The following is an 18,322-nucleotide window of genomic DNA, read 5'->3' as shown; positions in this document are numbered from 1 at the left end:
GGCTTTCGACCTGCGCCGCACCATGCCCTTGTATGGGTCATCCCGGCTACTGGTCTGATCGTATCGCAGCTGCTGCGCCCGTATCTCTACTGGGTGAATGCCATCAAAGATCAACACGGAGTCACCCAGATGAAAATGATTCTTGTTACCGCCGCTCTCCTCGCTTCAGTGGGAGGCGCCATTGCCGGAAGCGACCACTACGGATCGGGCGCCGATCCGCGTTTGCCCGCGACCGCCACCGATACCGTTAATACCGGATCGACCAGCAAGGCAGACAAGCATGACGGCGTGCCGCAGACCGTGCGCAGGCCAATTGTTCCCAACTGGGAATCCGGCCAGGGCATCTGGGGTCATTAACCCGACGGCCGAAATTTTGAGGGCCGGGGCGAGAGGCCCCGGTCCTTCCGACGTCTCAACCGGCGAAGCTCGTTCCCAATCCTGTCGGCGTGATAACCGCGACGTATCGCCGATCGAGACAGGTTCGCATGCCGAGCCCGCTATGCGGTGCCGGCGTTTATATGACCGCCTCGCAAGCATGGATTTCACGCATGGCTGACCGGGCGGATGATAGGTCAGGTGCCGAGAAGGCCGAACCGGTCGAGGCTAGCCGCCTGCGCGACCAACTGGAGACGATCAAACTAGGTTTGACGGCGTCGCCGGTTCGCAACTGGCTCACCTGGACGTCGGTTGGCATCGTCGCGGTCATTGTCGCGACCTCGGTCGGACAGGTGCTGCTCAACCGCTGGAACCAGCCTTTCTACGACGCGCTGGCGCGGCGTGACACGAACGACTTCTTGCACCAGCTCCTCGTCTTCGCGGCCATCGCCAGCGGTCTGCTGGTGCTCAATATCGGCCAGACCTGGCTCAACCAGATGATCCGGCTGAAGCTGCGCGAGGCGCTGACCCTCGACCTGATCGATCAATGGATGCGCCCGGCTCGCGCTCTCCGGCTGGCCAATGCCGGCGCCATCGGCGTCAATCCCGACCAACGCATGCAGCAGGACGCCGGGCATCTTTCCGACCTGTCGACGGATCTCGGCATCGGCCTGCTGCAATCGTTCATCCTGCTCGTGTCTTTCGTCGGTGTGCTGTGGGAACTGTCTTCGGGCTTCGTCTTCCACATCAACGGCTGGTCGCTGGCCATACCGGGCTACATGGTCAGGGCTGCGTTCCTCTATGCCGGCATCGGATCGTGGCTGAGCTGGCTGGTCGGGCGACCGCTTATTGACCTTGACGGCGATCGATACGCCCGCGAAGCAGAACTGCGTTCTTCGATCGTGCGCGTCAACGAGAACGTCAATGCCATTGCGCTCGGCCACGGCGAAGCCGATGCCAGGCGGCGCCTAGAGCTCGACCTCGACACGATGCTGGCCGCAATGCGGCGCATCTATACAGCTCAGATAAACCTGTCCTGGATCACCGAAACCTATGGCTGGATCACCGTCGTGGCGCCGATCCTGGTCGCGTCGCCGGTTTATTTTTCAGGCGATATCAGCTTTGGCGGAATGATGATGGCGGTCGGCGCCTTCAATCAAGTGCATTCGTCGCTGCGCTGGTTCATCAACAATATCGGCAACATCGCCGACTGGCGCGCCACCCTGATGCGCGTCGCCGATTTTCGCATCGCGCTGAGCGAAACCGATGTGCGGCATGACAAGGAAATGCGCATCGAGTCCGGCGGCGATGCCTATGAAGGCCTGACCTTCGAGAAACTCGAGGCCGGCTATCACGAATAGAAAGGGCAACGGCGTCTTCGGCTGCCTGGAAGCCGTGGATCGAAGATTGTTGCTCGTAAGTCCGCAATCACGCCGTGACCCAAGCGCTTCGGTATGTTCTACCACCACCGTGCCCGAACTGTCCTAGACGTTAGCATCGAGGGATCGGTGCCTGTGTAGAATTGGCCGATATGCCGGACAGGCCCACTCTCCTTGCACCGGCCACCCCCCGTGGCGCGGCTGACATAGGAGATGAAGATGATAAATGAAGTACCGAGCAAGGGGTTGGAATGGACCAACCTGATACTCGGCGCAGGCTTGGCCTTCGCCGCTATCACATTCGCCGGGCTGCCTGCAGCGGCTTGGAACGCCGGGGTCGTCGGCGCGCTGATCGTGTGCGGTTCCGCCGTGGCCCTCTATCGCTACGGAGATTGGGCGGAATGGTCCAACCTCATTTTAGGATGCTGGGCGGTGGCGGCTCCGTTTGCCCTCGGCTTCGGATCGGCGCAGGGGCCGATGTGGACGCATGTCTTGATCGGACTTTGCGTAGCGGTATTCGCCACCCTGCAGCTGGTGGCAAGTCGCCGGGCGCAGACTCATTCGAGCACCAACTAACGCCGACTACCGGAGGTCGTCGCGGCGCAGCATGTTATCGGCTTGCTTCCGCCGCGACGCCTCCAACGGTGACGACGCGGCTCGGCTTCAGTCCTTCAGCAAAGCGTACGGGTTCGAACCGAAACGGGAGCAGCCTATACTCAAGTCTAGAGTGCCTAATCAAATCATCAGGCCCTAGTCACCCATTGTCGTGTTGCGCCGCCCTCAATCCTTCCGTTACGTCAGATATCGAGGGAAGGTGCATATCGGGCTCTATCTCAGACCATCGGGGTGCCCAAGTCGAGTTTTCTCAAGGCAGTGCAAGTGCAGTTCAGTTGACGTGCGACGGACGTGCGGCTGATAATAGTCAACCGAACACGGTCAATTCGTGTCCAGATCGCCCCGAGAGAGGATTATGGGCGTGGCAAATTCAGAAACTGCAGACAGCCCCATTGCAATTCTGGTCGACGATGATGCGGAGGTCCGCGACTCCTTGCAGGAGTTGCTCAGATCAGTTGGGATCGAGTCTATGTCGTTTTCCTCAGCCCAAGACGTGCTCAGTGCGAAGCTTCCAAGCCGTCCGGGCTGTATCGTTCTCGATGTGCGAATGCCAGGTCTGAGCGGGATCGATCTCCAGCAGCTCCTTTCAGCCAAAGACATAAGGACGCCCATCATCTTCCTGACGGGTCATGGCGACATTGCCATGAGCGTCGAAGCCATGAAGGCGGGCGCGCTGGATTTCCTCACCAAACCGGTGCGCGACCAAACATTCCTGGACGCCGTGTCGACGGCTATTGCGACCGACATCGCTCGAAGAGTGGCCTCAGCCGTAGCCCAAAAGAACTCGGCCCTTTACGAGACGCTTACGCCACGCGAGCGGGAGGTTCTGAGTTTTGTGGTCTCCGGCGCGATGAACAAGGAGATCGCTTTCGGTCTTGGTATCAGCGAAATCACCGTGAAGCTCCATCGGAGCAACATGATGAAGAAGATGAACGCGCGATCCGTCTCTCATCTGTTCAACGTCTGCCAGTCACTTCCAGCCGATATCCAGTGCCGGTTGAGGATAGCTTCCGCCGCGGGGAAGCCAGTCGCGAAATCGGGGGCAAGAGGGCACTTTGCTAACTGAGTAAACGGGGCCGCTACGACAGGTTGGACAGCGGAAGCGGCATCCAGAGGGTCTCAGATGGAACTAACCTCATCGCAGCAACGTCGCACCGTGGCTGCGAGTATAAGTGTCGCGTGCCTTTTGGTTACGCTGTTGACCCGCGACCCATCTGGCCTGCTGGTCGTGGTTGCAATCGTGTGCATCTGCCTGGGCTGGGGGGCCGGATTGGTGGCCGTGGCAGCCACAAGCTTGATGTCGGCGGCCATGTTGCTGTCGCCGCATTACGTGACGGAGAGGAGTTCCGCCCGGTTCGCCGCGTTTGTATTCGGGGCTTTTGCAGTATGGCTGGTGGTGAAGATCTTCAGGACCACCAGCTTTTACGACCGGGTTTACCAGGGCGCCGGGGCGGGTATCGCTCACACCCCTGGCCTCGGCTGGTCCGCCTATCCGGACGGACGCCTTCGGTTCCTCAATCCGGCAGCCCTCAAGTACATTGGGGTTACAGCCGAAGAAATGCGCGAGGTCATGGATGCCGACGACTTTTCCTGGTGGCGGAGATTTGTCCATCCCGACGATGCAGAGACGAGCATGGCGCAGTGGCGCCACAGCCTGAGTACGGGCGAGCCAATGATCGCGGAAAAGCGTTTGCGGCGCCTCGATGGCACCTACCGGTGGTTTCGCGATACGGGTGTTGCCTCGCACGATGAGCGGGGGCGAATCGTTGGCTGGTACGGCCATACCGAGGACATAGACGATGGGCGCAAAGCGGAAGCCGCGCTGCGCAAGAGCGAGAGGGAACTCAGGCTGTTGGTCGATACGGTTCCCACCATGATATGGCTGATGACGCCGGCGGGATTGCCGTACTATTTCAACAAACGGTTCGTCGACTGGTCGGGCATCGACCCCGTCCAGGAAGAACCGCGAGGCACACGGCAATTCGCCTCTCACGTGGAGTTGTTCCATCCCGACGACAAGGCGGGCGTCAAGGCCGTCTTCCAGAAGTCGTTTGCCTGCGGAGAGCCGCTCCAGCACAAAGGTCGGCTGTGCCGGAAGGACGGCGAATATCGCTGGATCGATTCGCGCTTCGAACCGCTTCGCGACGAAGACGGTACGATCCTGCGCTGGTATGGCGTCAACTTCGACATTGACGACGAGGTCCGCGCTCAGGAATCCCTGCGTCTGGCAGACGAGCGGCTCGCGCGCGCCCTGCGCGCCGCCAGCCTGTCCGAGCTGTCGGTGTCCATTGCGCACGAACTCAACCAGCCGCTCCAGGCGGTCGTGGCCAACGCCGGCGCATTCCAGAGGTGGCTGAGTGCCGACCCGCCCAACTTCAATCACGCCAGCCGCGTCGCCCAGAAGATCATCAGAAACGCCGACGCGGCTGCGCAGGTGATCAGCCGCATCCGGTCGCTGTTCACCAAGGCCGAAAGCGAACCGCACGCGATCGATCTGAACGCGGTGATCGGCGAAGTGTGTGATCTTCTGAGTGATAGGCTGGCATCGGCCAACGTCGAACTTGACCTCCGCCTCGATCCTGGTCTTCCAGCGACAGTAGCCGATCACGTGCAGATGGAGCAGGTCGTCCTGAACCTAGTCCGCAACGGTATCGAAGCAATGCAAGACGTCGGCATCGACGTGCGAAGCTTGCGGATCGTGTCGCGACATCAGAATGACGGTACAGTCGAAGTCGAAGTGCGAGATCGCGGTCATGGGCTTAGCAATCCGGAACGGATCTTCGACGCGTTTTACACGACCAAGCCAGATGGAATGGGAATGGGCTTGGCGATCTGCCGCTCGATTGTCGAGGCTCACCGCGGACGAATTTGGGCGGAAAATAACGAGACAGGAGGGGCTTCCATAGCCTTCAGCCTCCCTGTCCGCACCGCCGACACGAGCAAGACACTGCTGCGACAGTAAGCGCCTGCGTGAGCTCTTCAGAGGTTGATCCGCGGGTCGGCCATCGATTGCCCAATCTCGATGAGCGTGTTGACCAGGATGTACAGTATTCCGAAGACGATGGCGACGCCTAGCACCGCCGGAAGATCGGCGCTGGCCAAAGCCTGGACCGTGTAAAGACCAAGACCCGGCCACCCGAAAACGCGCTCGACGATAAGCAAATTGCCGAAGAGAAGGCGGACTTGGAGGCCGAGCATGGACAGTGGGGCCGTGGCGGCATTGCGCAAACCGTGGCGCAAGAGCACCTTTGTCTCGCTGAGACCCTTGCCACGTGCCGTCCGAACATAAGGCTCACTCATAACTTCGTGCAGTGCGCCGTTCAGGCTTCGACCAACCGCGATGCCGATAGGCAGCGCCAAAGCAAGCGCTGGCAAGAGCAGGTGTCGTAGCGCGTCCAAGCTGACCTCGGGGCGGCCGAGCAGTATTCCGTCAATGACATTCAATCCCGTCGGACCCGCGAAGTCGCGGTACCCAAGCCTACCCGCGCCGGGAAGCCAATCGAATCGGAACCAGAAAAAGTAGCTGAGAAGCAAGGCCGACAGGAAGATCGGCGTGGAGCCCACGCCCACCATAACGAGCCTTATGCCGCCCGATCCCGGTATCAGAAACTGAAGCACTGCCATGAGGAGCGCAAGCGCCACACCCAAAGCGATCGACGCCAGTCCGAGTTCCAGTGTGGCGGGAAGATATTGCCGTATGTCGTCGGATACCGGCCGACGTGTCCTTACCGACGTCCCAAGATCCGCATGGGCGACGCGCGATAGAAAGCGCCCATACTGAATGACAGCCGGGTCATCCAGGCCGAGCTCCTTGCGCACTGCCTCGACCGTTTCCGGCGGAGCGTTCGGTCCGGCAATGGCTCGCGCTGGGTCGGCCGGGATCACGCTTTGCAGGCCGAACACGATGAAGCTCATCATGAGGAGAACGACGATGGCACCGACGATGCTTTTGGCGAGATATGTCAGCATCTACACCCCCCTTAGCGCCGCGCGAATTCCGTCACCTGCGAGGTTGGCGAGAAGGCACAGAAGAAAGATGATCGCAGCCGGGAGGATCGGCAGCCACCAATGGACAGTGAGACTGTCGAGCGTGCGCGACGTCATCGCTCCGAGTTCAGGCGCTGGTGCAGGCAGTCCAAGGCCAAGGAACGACATCAGCGACAGCGTCATGATGACGTTGGCGACGTCCAGTGACGCTCCGATGAGCAAGGCCGGCACCACTCCCGGCAACAAGTAACGCACCAGCAGACGCGGACCGCGTACCCCGGCCATGCGCGCTGCCTCGACGTGAGGACGGGCCTTGAGACGACGAATCTCATCGCGAGATATGCGCGCGTACCAAGGCCACCAGAAAATGGCGAGCGCGATCACCGTGTTGACGAGCCCGGGGCCAACTGCAGCCACGAAAGCGAGCGCGATCAGCGTTGATGGAAGGACGATGAACAAGTCGACGATCCGCCCTATGACCAGATCGACCTTGTCGCCCATCAGGCCCGAAATCAGTCCGACCAGGGAGCCCACAGTGAGAGTAAAAGCGATAATGGCGAGCGCCGACAACCACGTGTACTGAACGCCGAGGATGACCCGCGAGAACAGGTCGCGGCCGATCTCGTCGGTGCCGAACCAATGTCCGGCCGAGGGCGGCAGGTAGGCTGCGGCGATACGCAGCTGTGGGTCGAACGGCGTGATCCACGGCGCTAGCGCGGCCACGAGGGTGACGGCAGGCACGCCGATAATGCCGGCGCTTCCAAGCCAGCCGGCACGTCGGAAGAAATCGCGCCAGTTGAACCGAGGCCGTGCGGGCGGCGCGTCCCAGCTTGACCTGCCGGTCATCGTCCGCCTCCCGCTTGTGGGCTAGGCATTGCTGCAATGAGGGACCGCGTGTAGGCGGACTGCGGTGCGGCAACGATGGCATCTGGATCGGCAACCTCGACCAACTCGCCGCCCTTCAGCACCGCGATACGGTCGGCGATGATCCTGGCGGCCGCCAGATCGTGGGTCACGAACAGCATCGCCATGTCGAGCCGCCGGCGAAGATCACCCAGGAGGTTCAAGGTGGTGGCCGCCAGCGACACGTCCATGGCGCTGATTGGCTCATCGCAGAGCAGAAGCCTCGGGGGGACGATTACCGCGCGAGCCAAGACGGCGCGCTGGCATTGCCCGACCGACATCTCGGCCGGCAGGGCGTCCATCAGGATCGGATCGAGGCCGACCAGCTTGATTGCCTCTCCCACGCGACGGCGTCCGTAGTCACTGTCCAGCGAAACGCCCCGCAGGCGCTCGCCGATCTGCTCGCCGATCGTGAGCCAGGGCGTCAACGCCGCCACGGGATCTTGGAACACGACTTGAGGGGGAGGCTTGTCGAAGCGGGTAACCGTGCCGCTCTCGGGCACCACGAGTCCGGCGGCAATCCTTAGAAGGGTAGACTTGCCGGCGCCACTCTCGCCCACCAGGGCCACGCACTCGCCAAGCTTGATTGTGAGGCTGACAGACCTGAGAACGGGCTGCGATTGACGCCCCCAAAACGAGCGGTTGCCTGTCGGATATAACTTACTGACGTTGTGTAGTCTCAAGGCGGCGGTTTCCTGGATCGCCGGAGCCGGCCATGGCTTCGCGTCGACGCGCTGCGCTGAGACAAAAGGTGTTTGTTCCTGGTGAAGGCAAGCAACTGCGCCGCCGTGGACGGAAGCAGCCGACAATGGGGGACGGACTGCCGTGCAATCAGGCTGGGCGATCGGGCAACGTGGCGCGTAGGCGCAGGCGCTCGCCACATTTGTGGAGGGCATGTGCTCGGACGGAAGTGTGAGAAGCGGCCGCCGCCGATCGGAGTCCAGATCGTATCGGGCGGCGAGCAGGCCGATTGAATAAGGATGCGCGGCATTGCGGGCCACGTCCTGCATGCGACCCATTTCAACGATGCGTCCGGCGTAGAGAATCAGGATGCGGTCGGCCAGTGAGGCTGCTACGGTTAGATCATGCGTCACGAACAGAATTGCGGTCTGCTGGTCGCGGGTGAGATTGCGCAACAGGTCGAGGATCTGCGCCTGCACGGTGACGTCGAGCGCAGTGGTGGGTTCATCGGCGATGAGCAGTTTCGGGCTCGCCATCATCGCCATGGCAATAAGCACTCGCTGACGCTGCCCACCCGACAGGCGATGTGGAAGCGCATCGGCGATGCGGCCCGGGTCAGGCAGGCCGGTTCGGCTGAGCCAGTCCTCGATTGATCCCCCGTTGGATTCCTGCATCTGGTGACGGATCGTCATCGTGGGATTAAGCGCGCCCATCGGATCTTGCGGGATGGCGCGGACGAGGCGGCGGCGGGCCGACCGCCACGTGCGGCTTCCCGCGCCGACGAGTTCGATTCCGGAAAGCCGGATCGAGCCTTCAACCCGCGGCTGGTATTCCCTCGGCAGCAGCCCCTGAAGGGTCAGCCCGATGCTCGTCTTGCCAGAACCGCTTTCCCCGACCAGCGCGACGACCTCGCCAGGAAACATGTCGAAAGTGATGCCATCAATGACACGGGAAGGCCGGCCTTCACGGTTGAGAATGACTGAAAGGTCTTTGACGGCGAGGACAGGCTCGGTCACGGAACTGGACATTCGGTGCGAGTGCTTGACCATCTGCGGTGCGAGCCTGACCTTTGAGAACTAACCGGATGGCCGACGTTCAGGGCCCCCAACGAACGGTAGCGAAGTCGATGTTGCCGGGCGGGTTTACGGGACGGAGTCCAAGGTCCTTCAGACCCTTGGCGTGGACAACCACATCGTTGACATTGACCAGCGGGATGACGATGCCGGCATCGAAATACATCTGCCCCGCTCTCTCGTAGAGAGCGTTGCGCTCTTTGACATCCGTCAACTGCCCAGCCTGGTTTACGATGGCATCGGCTTCCCGCAGCACCCGGCCAAAAAAGTTCAGGGGCGCGTCTTTTGTAAAAAAGACCTTGGCCTGGTTCTCCGGATGAGCGGCGTCCGGGCCTGCGATCGTGAGCAGCAAGTCGGGAGGGCTGGGATCGTCCTTCAAGGCATAAGCAGCACCGGAGGGCAGCACGTAAGCCGTTGCCTTTACGCCGATCAATGCCAGTTGCGCGATCATCAGGTCGGCGATGCGGGCGTAACTCGGGGCCGCGCTATGGAGGCCAATGACCAAATGGACCGCGCCATGTTTGGCGATTGCGGCTTTCGCCGCCTCGAAGTCGGTCGGGAACCGGATCGGATTCACCGGATCGAGCATCACGTTCGGATATACCGACCTCGACAGGCTTGCGAACTCGCCAAACGCATCCTTGACCCAAAGCGCCGGGTTCATCGCCGTCAGAACGGCCTTGCGGATCTCCGCATCATCAAGCGGCGAGTTCGGCTTAACGAACAGATCGTACGGTATCATGCTCGGGGCGGTGGTGATCTCCAGAGTCCCCGGCAGGCTGGCTAGTTGCGCGAACGGATAATTGATCGGCACGGCATCGATCGTACCCGCCTGCAATTGAAGTATCTGCTGGCTGATATCGGGAACGACCGAAATCTGGATCTGCTGGAAGAACGGTCTGTTCCCCCAATAGGCGTCGTTGCGTTCGAGCACATAGCGCTGTCCGCGTTTGAATTCAGCCAGTTTGAATGGACCTGTGCCGACCGCATGCTCATTGAGCCAAGTCGTCGCGGAATCGCCGTTATCATGGTCGGCGAGCGCTGACGGACTGATGACCTTGGGCCCCCATGGGCTGGAAAGGGCATCGAGGAACGAAGGCTGGGGATGGCCCAGGGTGAGAACGACGGTCGAATCGTCGGGCGCCTTCATGTCCTTCACGTTGGCCAGGAAGTAGCTCAGGATCATTCGATGATCGCGGCGGCGCTCGAACGACTTTATGACCGCCGCCGCATTGAATGGTGTGCCATCGTGGAACTTGACACCTTCGACCAAATGGAAGGTGTAGGTCAGGCCATCGTCCGAAATGTCCCAACTCCTGGCCAGCGAGCCAACGATCTTGGTCGAGCCGGGCTCGTATTGGACTAGACCTTGGTAGACGTTGTCGATTGCGCTCATCGCTCCGGTCTCAAAGCCGTTGTCCGGGTCGAACGAGCCTATATCGGCAGCGTATGGTATGCGGAGCGCTCCATCGGCGTAGGCCGGCGCTACCCAAATCAGCAAACCTATCAAGATCGGCAGGATCCACAGACAGGAGCTGCGCTTGCCGGATCGTTCTGTTGGGTAAGCGCATCCCTGCATGTGTATTCCGGTCAGGCCTGATCCTCTCAGCGGCTGCAGCAAGGCCGCCCACAATCGATGCAGTGGCCAGAAAGGCCATCTCTGGTTCAGGTGAACTCGGTGTTCGCCCATTCCAATGAAGTTTTTCGATCGTTGATCGCCATCCTCTTGGAGTAACCAGACGGTGTATCGTTCGAACGGTACTACTGCCGGTCTGTCCGGGTCTATAGAGTCCTCGGCACTGGTTACCCTATGCCTAAGCATAGGGTGGTGCACGCCACCTGGCTGCCCACCGCCCATCAATAGGGCCTGCGCGAGTGCACTGACAGCCCAATCGGCGTGGTACTTCATGCATAAGCGATCATGTCTTTCACGGATCGCCGCCGTCAAACGGCCCTAGCCGTCCCGGCGCTTGACCCAGCAAGCGAGTTCGATGGCGCAGTGGTCCGGTTCCACAATCAAGGACATAAGCCGACAGAACAAGCAGTCAGGCCGTCGTTCAGCAATGCGAGCGCACAACGTCTGCCCTCGTGGACCGCCCGAGATGCGATTCAACATACGCGAAAGGTTGCCAAGGACGGTTATCGTATGGCCCCAGAAATTGGGAGAGCCAACGGAGAAGAGTCCATCCCTATTCATCGTATCCATCCGTGACGTGGCCATTGAAAATCCAGCTAGCCATTACGACCTCGGCCCACGCGATCGGATTCGCGAAATGGAAGGTGAAGAAGCGATCGAAGCTCGACGCTCGTGATGGCTTAAGGAGGATGCACTGATCCGGGCTGCGAACCTATTCTACGCAAGGATCTCTCATGCAATGCCAAGGTTCAGGATGGACAAGCCTGTCTGCAGGTCTTCACGGTGAGTAGATCATGCCGATAGGGCTCGGTATCAGGCCACCGCCATGTTCGTTGACCAAGGCCGACAGCGATGAAAATTGTGCAGGCAAATTGAGCGAGACCTATGGCTCCAGGCGCCGGTTCCGATGGTCGGCATCGGCACTCACACCTGCCGCGAAGCCTCCACCAGGATCGGCTGGAATACACAAGATCACTGGCAGTGGCGTGACGGTGCCGGCAAGGCTGCAGCACGTTCCGGCCGATCAACCATTCATCCGAAGACATGGCAATCGTTTTGTGTCGAGGATTGAATAGGCTCGGACCAAGTATCTAGGTCGCGCCATCTTCTCGCATCGGCAAGGGTAGCGTTTCCCATGCACGGATCAACTCGCCGATGGAGTTGGCCTCCATCTTGCGCATGACATTGCCGCGATGCAGTTTGACCGTCACTTCACTAATGCCAAGGTCGAAGGCGATCTGCTTATTGACCCGCCCGCGCGCAACTTCACGCAAAACCTCGCGCTCGCGCGGCGTCAGGGTCTCGCGGCGTTCGATATTGCGCTTGACGATTACGGCTTCTGCCCGACGCGCTGCATCCGCCGCAACGCCTGCGATCACGGCATCAAGCAGTGTTTGGTCCCGCACCGGCTTGGTCAGAAAGTCTACGGCGCCGGCCTTCATCGCCTGGACGCTCATCGGAATATCTCCATGGCCAGTCAGGAAGATCAATGGCTTGGGATTTCCAGTTTGGGCCAGGTGATGTTGAAGATCGAGTCCGCTCGCTCCTGGCATCCGCACGTCGACGATCAGGCAGCCTGGGCTGTCCAACACATCGGCATCAAGCAATTCGTAGGTCGAAGCGAAGGAAATCGGCCGGAAACCCGCCGACAGGATCAATTCCGATAGTGCCTCCCGGACCGATGCATCATCATCGACAATAATGACGAGCGGTTGCTCCGCCTCATCTTTCCGCTGCACAAACGGCGCCGATCTCCGCAAGAGCGGCTGGTCAACTCTCATGTCCATCCTCCTTGTCATGGTTGCGCAAAGTCTCGCCGACGGCCGCAAGCAGGGCGTGGGCATCGAAGGGCTTCCGGAAAAACCCACTGATCCCCTTCGCGCGGTCTTGATCGGCTATCTCGTGGCGTCCTGTGATCAGGAAAACAGGCAGCTCCGGACGCGCCCTGTTCACCAGGTCGCGAAGTTCAAAGCCGTCCATGCCAGGCATCCCAATGTCGGTAATCAGAACGTCCAGCCCCGATAGTCCACTGATCAACAATTGTCGCGCCGACGAGAAACTGCGGGCCGCATAGCCTGCGGACTCGAGGAGTTCCTCCATTGATTCGAGCAGTCTTGGATCGTCGTCGACAACCGCCACTATAGGTTTATGCTTACTCACGCTCACTCCCCTCTTGCCCGGCGCGAGTGAGTTATCGGTATTTCCAGCCGCTCCGCGATACGCACGAGATCGGCAAGAGACGCCGCCATCATCTTTTGCATGACGTTCCTTCTATGGATTTGCAAAGTGACCTCGCTTATCCCCAGCTCGGCAGCGGCTTGCTTGTTAAGCAGGCCACTCACCACCAGCGGCAGCACGTCACGTTCGCGCGGCGTGAGCGCCAGATAGCGCTGCCTCAACGCACCAAGCTCGGCACGTTCCGATCTGATGTCCCGATCCCGGGCGATCGCCACCCGGATTGCAGCCATGAGATCGGAGTCACTGAAAGGCTTGGTGAGGAAATCCACCGCACCATCCTTGATTGCCCGGACGGATGACGGAATGTCGCCATGTCCTGTTATGAACACGATCGGCGGATGCTCTCCTTCCGCAATCTGCTTCTGCAGATCGAGGCCGTTGATATCCGGCAACTCGACATCAAGGATGAGGCAGGCCGGCACGTCTGGCTTGTCCGCGCTGACATAGTCGCCAGCCGATCCGAAGGCGACGGCATGCATACCATATGAGGCAAGCAGTTCGCTGAGAGCCTCCCGAATGCGTGCATCGTCGTCCACCACGAAGACAATATGATCACCTGTCGTCATAGCGCAGACCTCCCATCTGGGGATTGTTGGCGCTTCGTACAGCATTTGCTCTCAGCAGTTGAATCGGGACTGATGCACTCACCCCACTAGCTTAGTCCCAACGCGCCGCGACCGCACCTCATGGAAATCCATGCATTCTATTGCGACCTGGCGGCGGGTGCGTTGCGCAAATTCCTCTGTGCGCATGACGGCTTCGCACCTGAGCGCAGAGAGATGTCCCCCAAGAGTACGGCCCAGTACGCAACTGACCGCCCCACTCCAAGGCTGAGCCGCTCCCGGATACGTGTGTGACGCGAGACCGCGAGGTCCGTTGGCGTCACGATGCCGCTTTCGTTTCAATTGGCAATGTGAAGACGAATTTCGCCCCTCGCGGTTCGTTGGCTTCTGCCCACAACCGCCCGCCGTGGGACTCGACGATCGACCGGCAGATCGCGAGGCCCATTCCCATCCCCTGCTCTTTCGTCGTGAAGAACGGCTGGAATATCTTATCGGGAAACTCGATACCTAATCCACGGTCGCTGATTTCGGTCTGGACCACATCTGTCATCCGGCGCACACGCATCCGGAGAACTCTATCTGTGGCAACCGAGTCCATTGCCTCCATGCCATTACGCATGAGATTGACCAGGACCTGCTGGATCTGGACGCGCCCAAGCGCGACAGGCGGAAGATTGTTTTCAACATCAATGCTCAAGCTAACGCGCCGCCGCGTCGCCTCCTCGGCCATGAGGTCATGCGCTTCGGCAATGACGTCAGAGAGCGCCGTGGATGCGTTTGACCCCATGGATTGCTTGAACAAGGCTCGGATGTGACCGACGACATCTGCCGCGGCGTTGGCGTCGCGGATGACGCGTTCCACGGTCTTCTGTGCTCGTTCAAGATTTGGCGGTTCAGCGTTAAGCCAGCGCTGGCAGGCGTGTGAGTTCGCCACCACGGCAGCCAGTGGCTGGTTAACCTCATGGGCGATGGACGCGCAGAGCTCGGCCAGGCTGGCGGCCTGACTCTGACGTGCGAGATTCTCCTGGGCCAGACGCAGTTGTTCCTGCATGAGAACCTCACCATCGATGTCCAGGCAGATCACATTCCACTGCACAATGGCGCCTTCGGCGTCGCGCATCGGTGCGGCGCGTGTCTCGACCCAGCGATATTCGCCGTCGAAACGCCGTAGACGATGCCTTCGCGCATAAGGTTCCCCGGTAGCGAGCGAATGGGCGTATTTTTGCTTCACTCCCTCGACGTCGTCGGGATGAACACCGGCGTCGAGCGTGCCGACCAAACGCGACTTTCCTGTCCCGTCCAGTGTTTCAAGCTCATATCCGAGGAATTCGCGCAGTTGCTGGCTCCGATAAACCGGCTCGCCGTCCGGTGCGGCGCAATCGATCATCGCCGGCAACGTTTCCACGAGTTGCCAAAGGAAGCGCTCTCTCTCAAGCAGGGCCTCCTGCGCGTGCATCTGATCGTCGATATCGATGGAAACCTGGTACCACTGCACGATGGTTCCATCTTGATCACGCAGAGGCTCGCAACGCCCCTCCATCCAGCGATAGCTGCCGTCTTTCCAGCGCCGGCGATATCGCATCATGAAGGAATCGCCGGTTTTGAGGCAACTGAGGGACGTACGCAGCACCTCAGGCGCATCTTCGGGATGAATCAGCTGTTGCGCCACCCTGGCGCATTCCTCGAAGTTCGCGCCGGAGAGACCGAGTTCCTCCAAAGATCGTTTGTTGAGGTAGGCCAGCCTGCCGTCGGGCGTCCAGCTCCAGACATGGACCGGCAGGGCGTCGACAAGCTGTTGCAGCTCGCGCTCGCGGACCCGCAACGCCGCTTCCGTACGCTTGAGCTCGGTCAAATCGAGAATGTAGGCGACTCCTTGCTTGGTCTGACCCTCAAAAAATGCGCCACCAATGAGGACAGGCACCCGACCGCCATCCTTCCTGAAGTACTCCTTCTCGCGGGCCTGCATCTTGCCCGTCGCCATAAGCTCTTCAGCTTCCTCCCGGCCGTGCACCTCTCGCCATTCCGGAGGCGTCATCGCGAGCCAATCAAGCCCGGCTTTCAGTTCATCGCGATCGTACTGGACCATGCGGAGAAACGCGTCATTGGCTTCGATAAGCGTTCCGTTCAAATCCCAGATGACGATCCCAATGATATCTGAATCGACAAGCCGCCTTATCTTGGCTTCTCGCTCCTCGATCTCGCGATGAAGGCGCATCTGATCGTCGATGTCGTGAGAGAGGCCGAACCATTTGACGATACGGCCGCTGTCGTCTCGCATCGGCTCGGCGCGGCCCGACATCCAACGGTAAATGCCGCCGGCACCGCGCAGCCGATATTGCATGGCAAAGCTTTCGCCTGTGGCAAGGCTATGATGAATGGTCTCTTTGAACCGTGGCGCATCGTCCGCATGAACGGTCTCGATAAGGGCCTGTAGCCGGCTCACGCCCGGCCTGTCCGTGTCCGCAACTTTCAGCCCGAGGAAATCAACCATCTGTTTGTTGAAAAATACCGGCTCGCCGTCGGGGCTCAGCCGCCAAACGTGGCTCGGAACCATGTCCACAAGCTGCGAAAGCTCACGCTCGTTATCGCGCAATGCCTCCTGCGCACGCATCTCATCATCGATGTCGAGGGAAACTACGTACCATTGCACAATCGCTCCGCTTTGATCTCGCAGCGGTTCCCCGCGGCCATCAACCCACCGATATGCACCGTCCGCACGGCGCATACGATATTTCACGGCGAAGGGCTCACCGGTGGCGAAGGAGTGGCGGGCGGTCTCCAGCAGGCTGGCTGAATCATCGGGGTGGACGAGGGTCTGTATGATTGCGGACAGCCGGCTAATGCCCGGCTTGTCCAAAACCGCTATGTCGTCCAGACCGAAAAAGTCTAGCAAGCGCTTGTTGAAGAAGGTCGGCTCGCCGTCGGGTTTCATACGCCTTATTTGAACCGGGACCATGTCCACGAGCTGCGAGAGCTCGCGCTCCCGATCGCGTAGCGCCGCTTGCGCGCGCACCTCATCATCGATGTCGAGAGATACTCCGTACCATTGCACAACGGCTCCGGCTTCATCACGCCGAGGCTCCACCTTGCACTCCGCCCAGCGATAGGCGCCATCCTTTTCGCGCCAACGAAACCGCATCGCGGAACCGCCGCCAGTGTTGAAGCAATTCCGCAACGTTTGCTGCACCTCGGGAGCATCTTCTGGATGAACCAGTTCCTGCAGCAATTTCTCGATACGCGGGTTGTTGAGAGTTTCAAAGTTCGGGATTACGGAGCGGAAATGGTCCTGGTATCGCTTGTTGAAGTAAACCATCCCGCCAGCCGGCGTTGCGCTCCAGATGCGGACCGGTACTGCGTCGACCATCTCCTGGAGCTGCCGCTCGCTTCGCCGCAGCGCCTCTTCGGCGTGCATTTGATCGTCTATGTCATGGCATAGACCGTACCACTGGACGATGCGCCCGGCCTGATCCCGCATCGGGTCGGCCCGGCTCGACATCCAGTGGTAGGCGCCGTCGACGCGGCGCAGGCGATATCGCATCGCGAAGCTCTCGCCGGTGTCGAGTGAGCTATGCAGCGAATTCCTGAAGCCCGCGGCATCGTCTGGATGGACTGTTCCTATGACCGCTTCGAGCTTGCTCATTCCGGGCTTGCCCAAATCCGCGATATTCAGGCCGAGGAAATCAACCATCCGCTTGTTGAAGAAGGTCGGCTCGCCGTCTGGCATCAATCGCCAAACGTGGGTCGGAACCATGTCCACCAGCTGCGAAAGCTCGCGCTCACGGTCGCGCAACGCCTCCACGCTTTGATGCAATGTGAGCAGCGCCACCTGGTGCTGTCGGGATATGGCGGCGACGATGAGCGCTGAAAATGCCGAGATCCCCAGGAAAAGCTGCAACATGATCTGTTTGTGCTTCAGGGCGTCCGGACCCCCGGCAAATTCGCCGGCGCCGAATACCGTGAAGAATGCTGTGATCAGGGCAAGGAGGGTCAAGGCAACGGCAGCGCCCTTGAACTCGAAGCGCACCGCAGCCCAGAGAAGAGGCGGCATGATGATGTAGGCGAATGGGAGGTAACCGCTCAAGGAAAGGGCGGCGATACCCAGAAAGATCAATCCTAGGACGCAAACCTCCGCCCATCGCGCGGCCGAGAGGTGGGCCCCGCGTCTCCAGTTCTGAAACACAACCAGCGCCAGCGGCGCTACGATCAACACCCCGGTCGCGTCCCCGATCCACCATAGAGGCCAAGCCCCCGTGAAGGTTTGCAACTGCATTCCAAACCAGGCTAGTGTGGCGCTTCCTACCGTCGCGCTAACGAGTGGCGCAATTCCTGCGGCAAGCAGGACGAATGCGAGCACTTCCTCCAGGGTTTCTAGTTCGCCTGGCCGCTTGCTGCTCCGGTTCACGAGCCAGGCCCCACAAGTCGCTTCAAGAGCGTTGCCGACATAAATCAGCAAGGCAGCAGGCCACGGGCTGTGGAACCAAACGAGATTGCTGAACATTTCGGCCAGACAGCCTGCCATCACCCACCATGGCCAGCTGCGTCTGGAGGAAAGGACAAGCGTGGCAATATAGAGTCCACTCGGAGGCCAGACTGAAATGCCCGTTCCAGGTACGATTGCGAGCACCTGCGCAAATCCGCAGCCCAACACGTATGCCGCGAAAAATAGTCCTAGATGTAAGTATCCAGGACGGTGCGACCAGACGCGCATCATCGGCTCCTCCTGCCTGACAAGGGCGGCGTGAGAATCGTCAGCGCTTGGCTCAGCACCTATCTGGGCTCGCGAATTCACACTGCATCCTAGTGCGGCCATGCCAAAGCCGCATCCTATGGAAATCCATGCGTTGCGCCTACTGGCCCTCGAGCTCGAACCAG

13 protein-coding genes and 1 pseudogene are annotated in these 18,322 nt (G+C 60.2%); 6 read left to right on the top strand and 8 right to left on the bottom strand.

What is annotated here, in order from left to right; translation table 11 throughout:
• The first annotated feature begins 129 nt into the window (after positions 1-129).
• The 5 genes and pseudogenes from AC1D05_RS29305 (at position 130) to AC1D05_RS29285 (ending at position 5,331) form a co-directional block, all read left to right on the top strand.
• Positions 130-357, top strand: a complete 228-nt coding sequence (locus AC1D05_RS29305) for a DUF680 domain-containing protein (RefSeq protein WP_477445486.1) — start codon at positions 130-132, stop codon at positions 355-357.
• Positions 358-548: 191 nt separating this feature from the next.
• Positions 549-1,718, top strand: a pseudogene (locus AC1D05_RS29300) (ABC transporter ATP-binding protein/permease); the annotation flags it as partial.
• Positions 1,719-1,973: 255 nt separating this feature from the next.
• Complete coding sequence (locus AC1D05_RS29295) at positions 1,974-2,330, top strand: SPW repeat protein (RefSeq protein ID WP_477445484.1); 357 nt, start codon at positions 1,974-1,976, stop codon at positions 2,328-2,330.
• 394 nt (positions 2,331-2,724) lie between these two features.
• Positions 2,725-3,435, top strand: a complete 711-nt coding sequence (locus AC1D05_RS29290; protein ID WP_477445482.1) for a response regulator transcription factor — start codon at positions 2,725-2,727, stop codon at positions 3,433-3,435.
• A 132-nt stretch (positions 3,436-3,567) separates the two neighbouring features.
• Complete coding sequence (locus AC1D05_RS29285; protein ID WP_477445480.1) at positions 3,568-5,331, top strand: PAS domain-containing sensor histidine kinase; 1,764 nt, start codon at positions 3,568-3,570, stop codon at positions 5,329-5,331.
• A 17-nt stretch (positions 5,332-5,348) separates the two neighbouring features.
• On the opposite strand, the gene AC1D05_RS29280 is transcribed toward AC1D05_RS29285, so the two are convergent.
• The 4 genes from AC1D05_RS29280 to AC1D05_RS29265 form a co-directional block, all read right to left on the bottom strand.
• Positions 5,349-6,338, bottom strand: a complete 990-nt coding sequence (locus tag AC1D05_RS29280) for an ABC transporter permease (protein WP_477445478.1) — start codon at positions 6,336-6,338, stop codon at positions 5,349-5,351.
• Complete coding sequence (locus AC1D05_RS29275; protein WP_477445476.1) at positions 6,339-7,202, bottom strand: ABC transporter permease; 864 nt, start codon at positions 7,200-7,202, stop codon at positions 6,339-6,341. It abuts the gene before it with no gap.
• Positions 7,199-8,968 carry an oligopeptide/dipeptide ABC transporter ATP-binding protein gene (locus AC1D05_RS29270; RefSeq protein WP_477445474.1) on the bottom strand — a complete coding sequence of 590 codons (1,770 nt, stop codon included), beginning with the start codon at positions 8,966-8,968 and terminating at the stop codon, positions 7,199-7,201. Before AC1D05_RS29270 ends, AC1D05_RS29275 begins: the two co-directional genes overlap by 4 nt.
• Positions 8,969-9,035: 67 nt before the next feature.
• Positions 9,036-10,409: an ABC transporter substrate-binding protein gene (locus AC1D05_RS29265; RefSeq protein WP_477445472.1), complete on the bottom strand. Its 1,374-nt coding sequence runs from the start codon at positions 10,407-10,409 to the stop codon at positions 9,036-9,038.
• 1,147 nt (positions 10,410-11,556) lie between these two features.
• On the opposite strand from AC1D05_RS29265, the gene AC1D05_RS29260 reads away from it, so the two are divergent.
• Positions 11,557-11,721 (top strand): hypothetical protein, encoded by a 165-nt coding sequence (locus tag AC1D05_RS29260; protein WP_477445470.1) that lies wholly within the window; start codon positions 11,557-11,559, stop codon positions 11,719-11,721.
• Between the two features lie 19 nt (positions 11,722-11,740).
• On the opposite strand, the gene AC1D05_RS29255 is transcribed toward AC1D05_RS29260, so the two are convergent.
• The 4 genes from AC1D05_RS29255 to AC1D05_RS29240 form a co-directional block, all read right to left on the bottom strand.
• The gene (locus tag AC1D05_RS29255; RefSeq protein WP_477445468.1) at positions 11,741-12,430 is read right to left on the bottom strand and encodes a response regulator transcription factor; all 690 of its coding nucleotides are present in this window, start codon (positions 12,428-12,430) and stop codon (positions 11,741-11,743) included.
• Positions 12,420-12,809 (bottom strand): response regulator, encoded by a 390-nt coding sequence (locus AC1D05_RS29250; RefSeq protein WP_477445466.1) that lies wholly within the window; start codon positions 12,807-12,809, stop codon positions 12,420-12,422. The genes AC1D05_RS29255 and AC1D05_RS29250 overlap by 11 nt, the downstream gene beginning before the upstream one ends.
• A 2-nt stretch (positions 12,810-12,811) precedes the next feature.
• Positions 12,812-13,453, bottom strand: coding sequence for a response regulator transcription factor (locus tag AC1D05_RS29245; protein WP_477445464.1), 642 nt, complete (start codon positions 13,451-13,453; stop codon positions 12,812-12,814).
• Between the two features lie 316 nt (positions 13,454-13,769).
• The gene (locus AC1D05_RS29240) at positions 13,770-18,161 is read right to left on the bottom strand and encodes a PAS domain-containing protein (protein WP_477445463.1); all 4,392 of its coding nucleotides are present in this window, start codon (positions 18,159-18,161) and stop codon (positions 13,770-13,772) included.
• Positions 18,162-18,322 lie beyond the last annotated feature (161 nt).

This window comes from Mesorhizobium sp. P2_E9 (assembly GCF_056403815.1).
This window is presented reverse-complemented; position numbering and strand designations above follow the sequence as displayed.

Coding starts and splice junctions, on each gene's coding strand:
- AC1D05_RS29305 (WP_477445486.1), top strand. CDS start 130: ATGAAAATGATTCTTGTTACCGCCGCTCTCCTCGCTTCAGTGGGAGGC.
- AC1D05_RS29295 (WP_477445484.1), top strand. CDS start 1,974: ATGATAAATGAAGTACCGAGCAAGGGGTTGGAATGGACCAACCTGATA.
- AC1D05_RS29290 (WP_477445482.1), top strand. CDS start 2,725: ATGGGCGTGGCAAATTCAGAAACTGCAGACAGCCCCATTGCAATTCTG.
- AC1D05_RS29280 (WP_477445478.1), bottom strand. CDS start 6,338: ATGCTGACATATCTCGCCAAAAGCATCGTCGGTGCCATCGTCGTTCTC.
- AC1D05_RS29275 (WP_477445476.1), bottom strand. CDS start 7,202: ATGACCGGCAGGTCAAGCTGGGACGCGCCGCCCGCACGGCCTCGGTTC.
- AC1D05_RS29270 (WP_477445474.1), bottom strand. CDS start 8,968: ATGTCCAGTTCCGTGACCGAGCCTGTCCTCGCCGTCAAAGACCTTTCA.
- AC1D05_RS29265 (WP_477445472.1), bottom strand. CDS start 10,409: ATGAGCGCAATCGACAACGTCTACCAAGGTCTAGTCCAATACGAGCCC.
- AC1D05_RS29260 (WP_477445470.1), top strand. CDS start 11,557: ATGGTCGGCATCGGCACTCACACCTGCCGCGAAGCCTCCACCAGGATC.
- AC1D05_RS29255 (WP_477445468.1), bottom strand. CDS start 12,430: ATGAGAGTTGACCAGCCGCTCTTGCGGAGATCGGCGCCGTTTGTGCAG.
- AC1D05_RS29245 (WP_477445464.1), bottom strand. CDS start 13,453: ATGACGACAGGTGATCATATTGTCTTCGTGGTGGACGACGATGCACGC.
- AC1D05_RS29240 (WP_477445463.1), bottom strand. CDS start 18,161: ATGATGCGCGTCTGGTCGCACCGTCCTGGATACTTACATCTAGGACTA.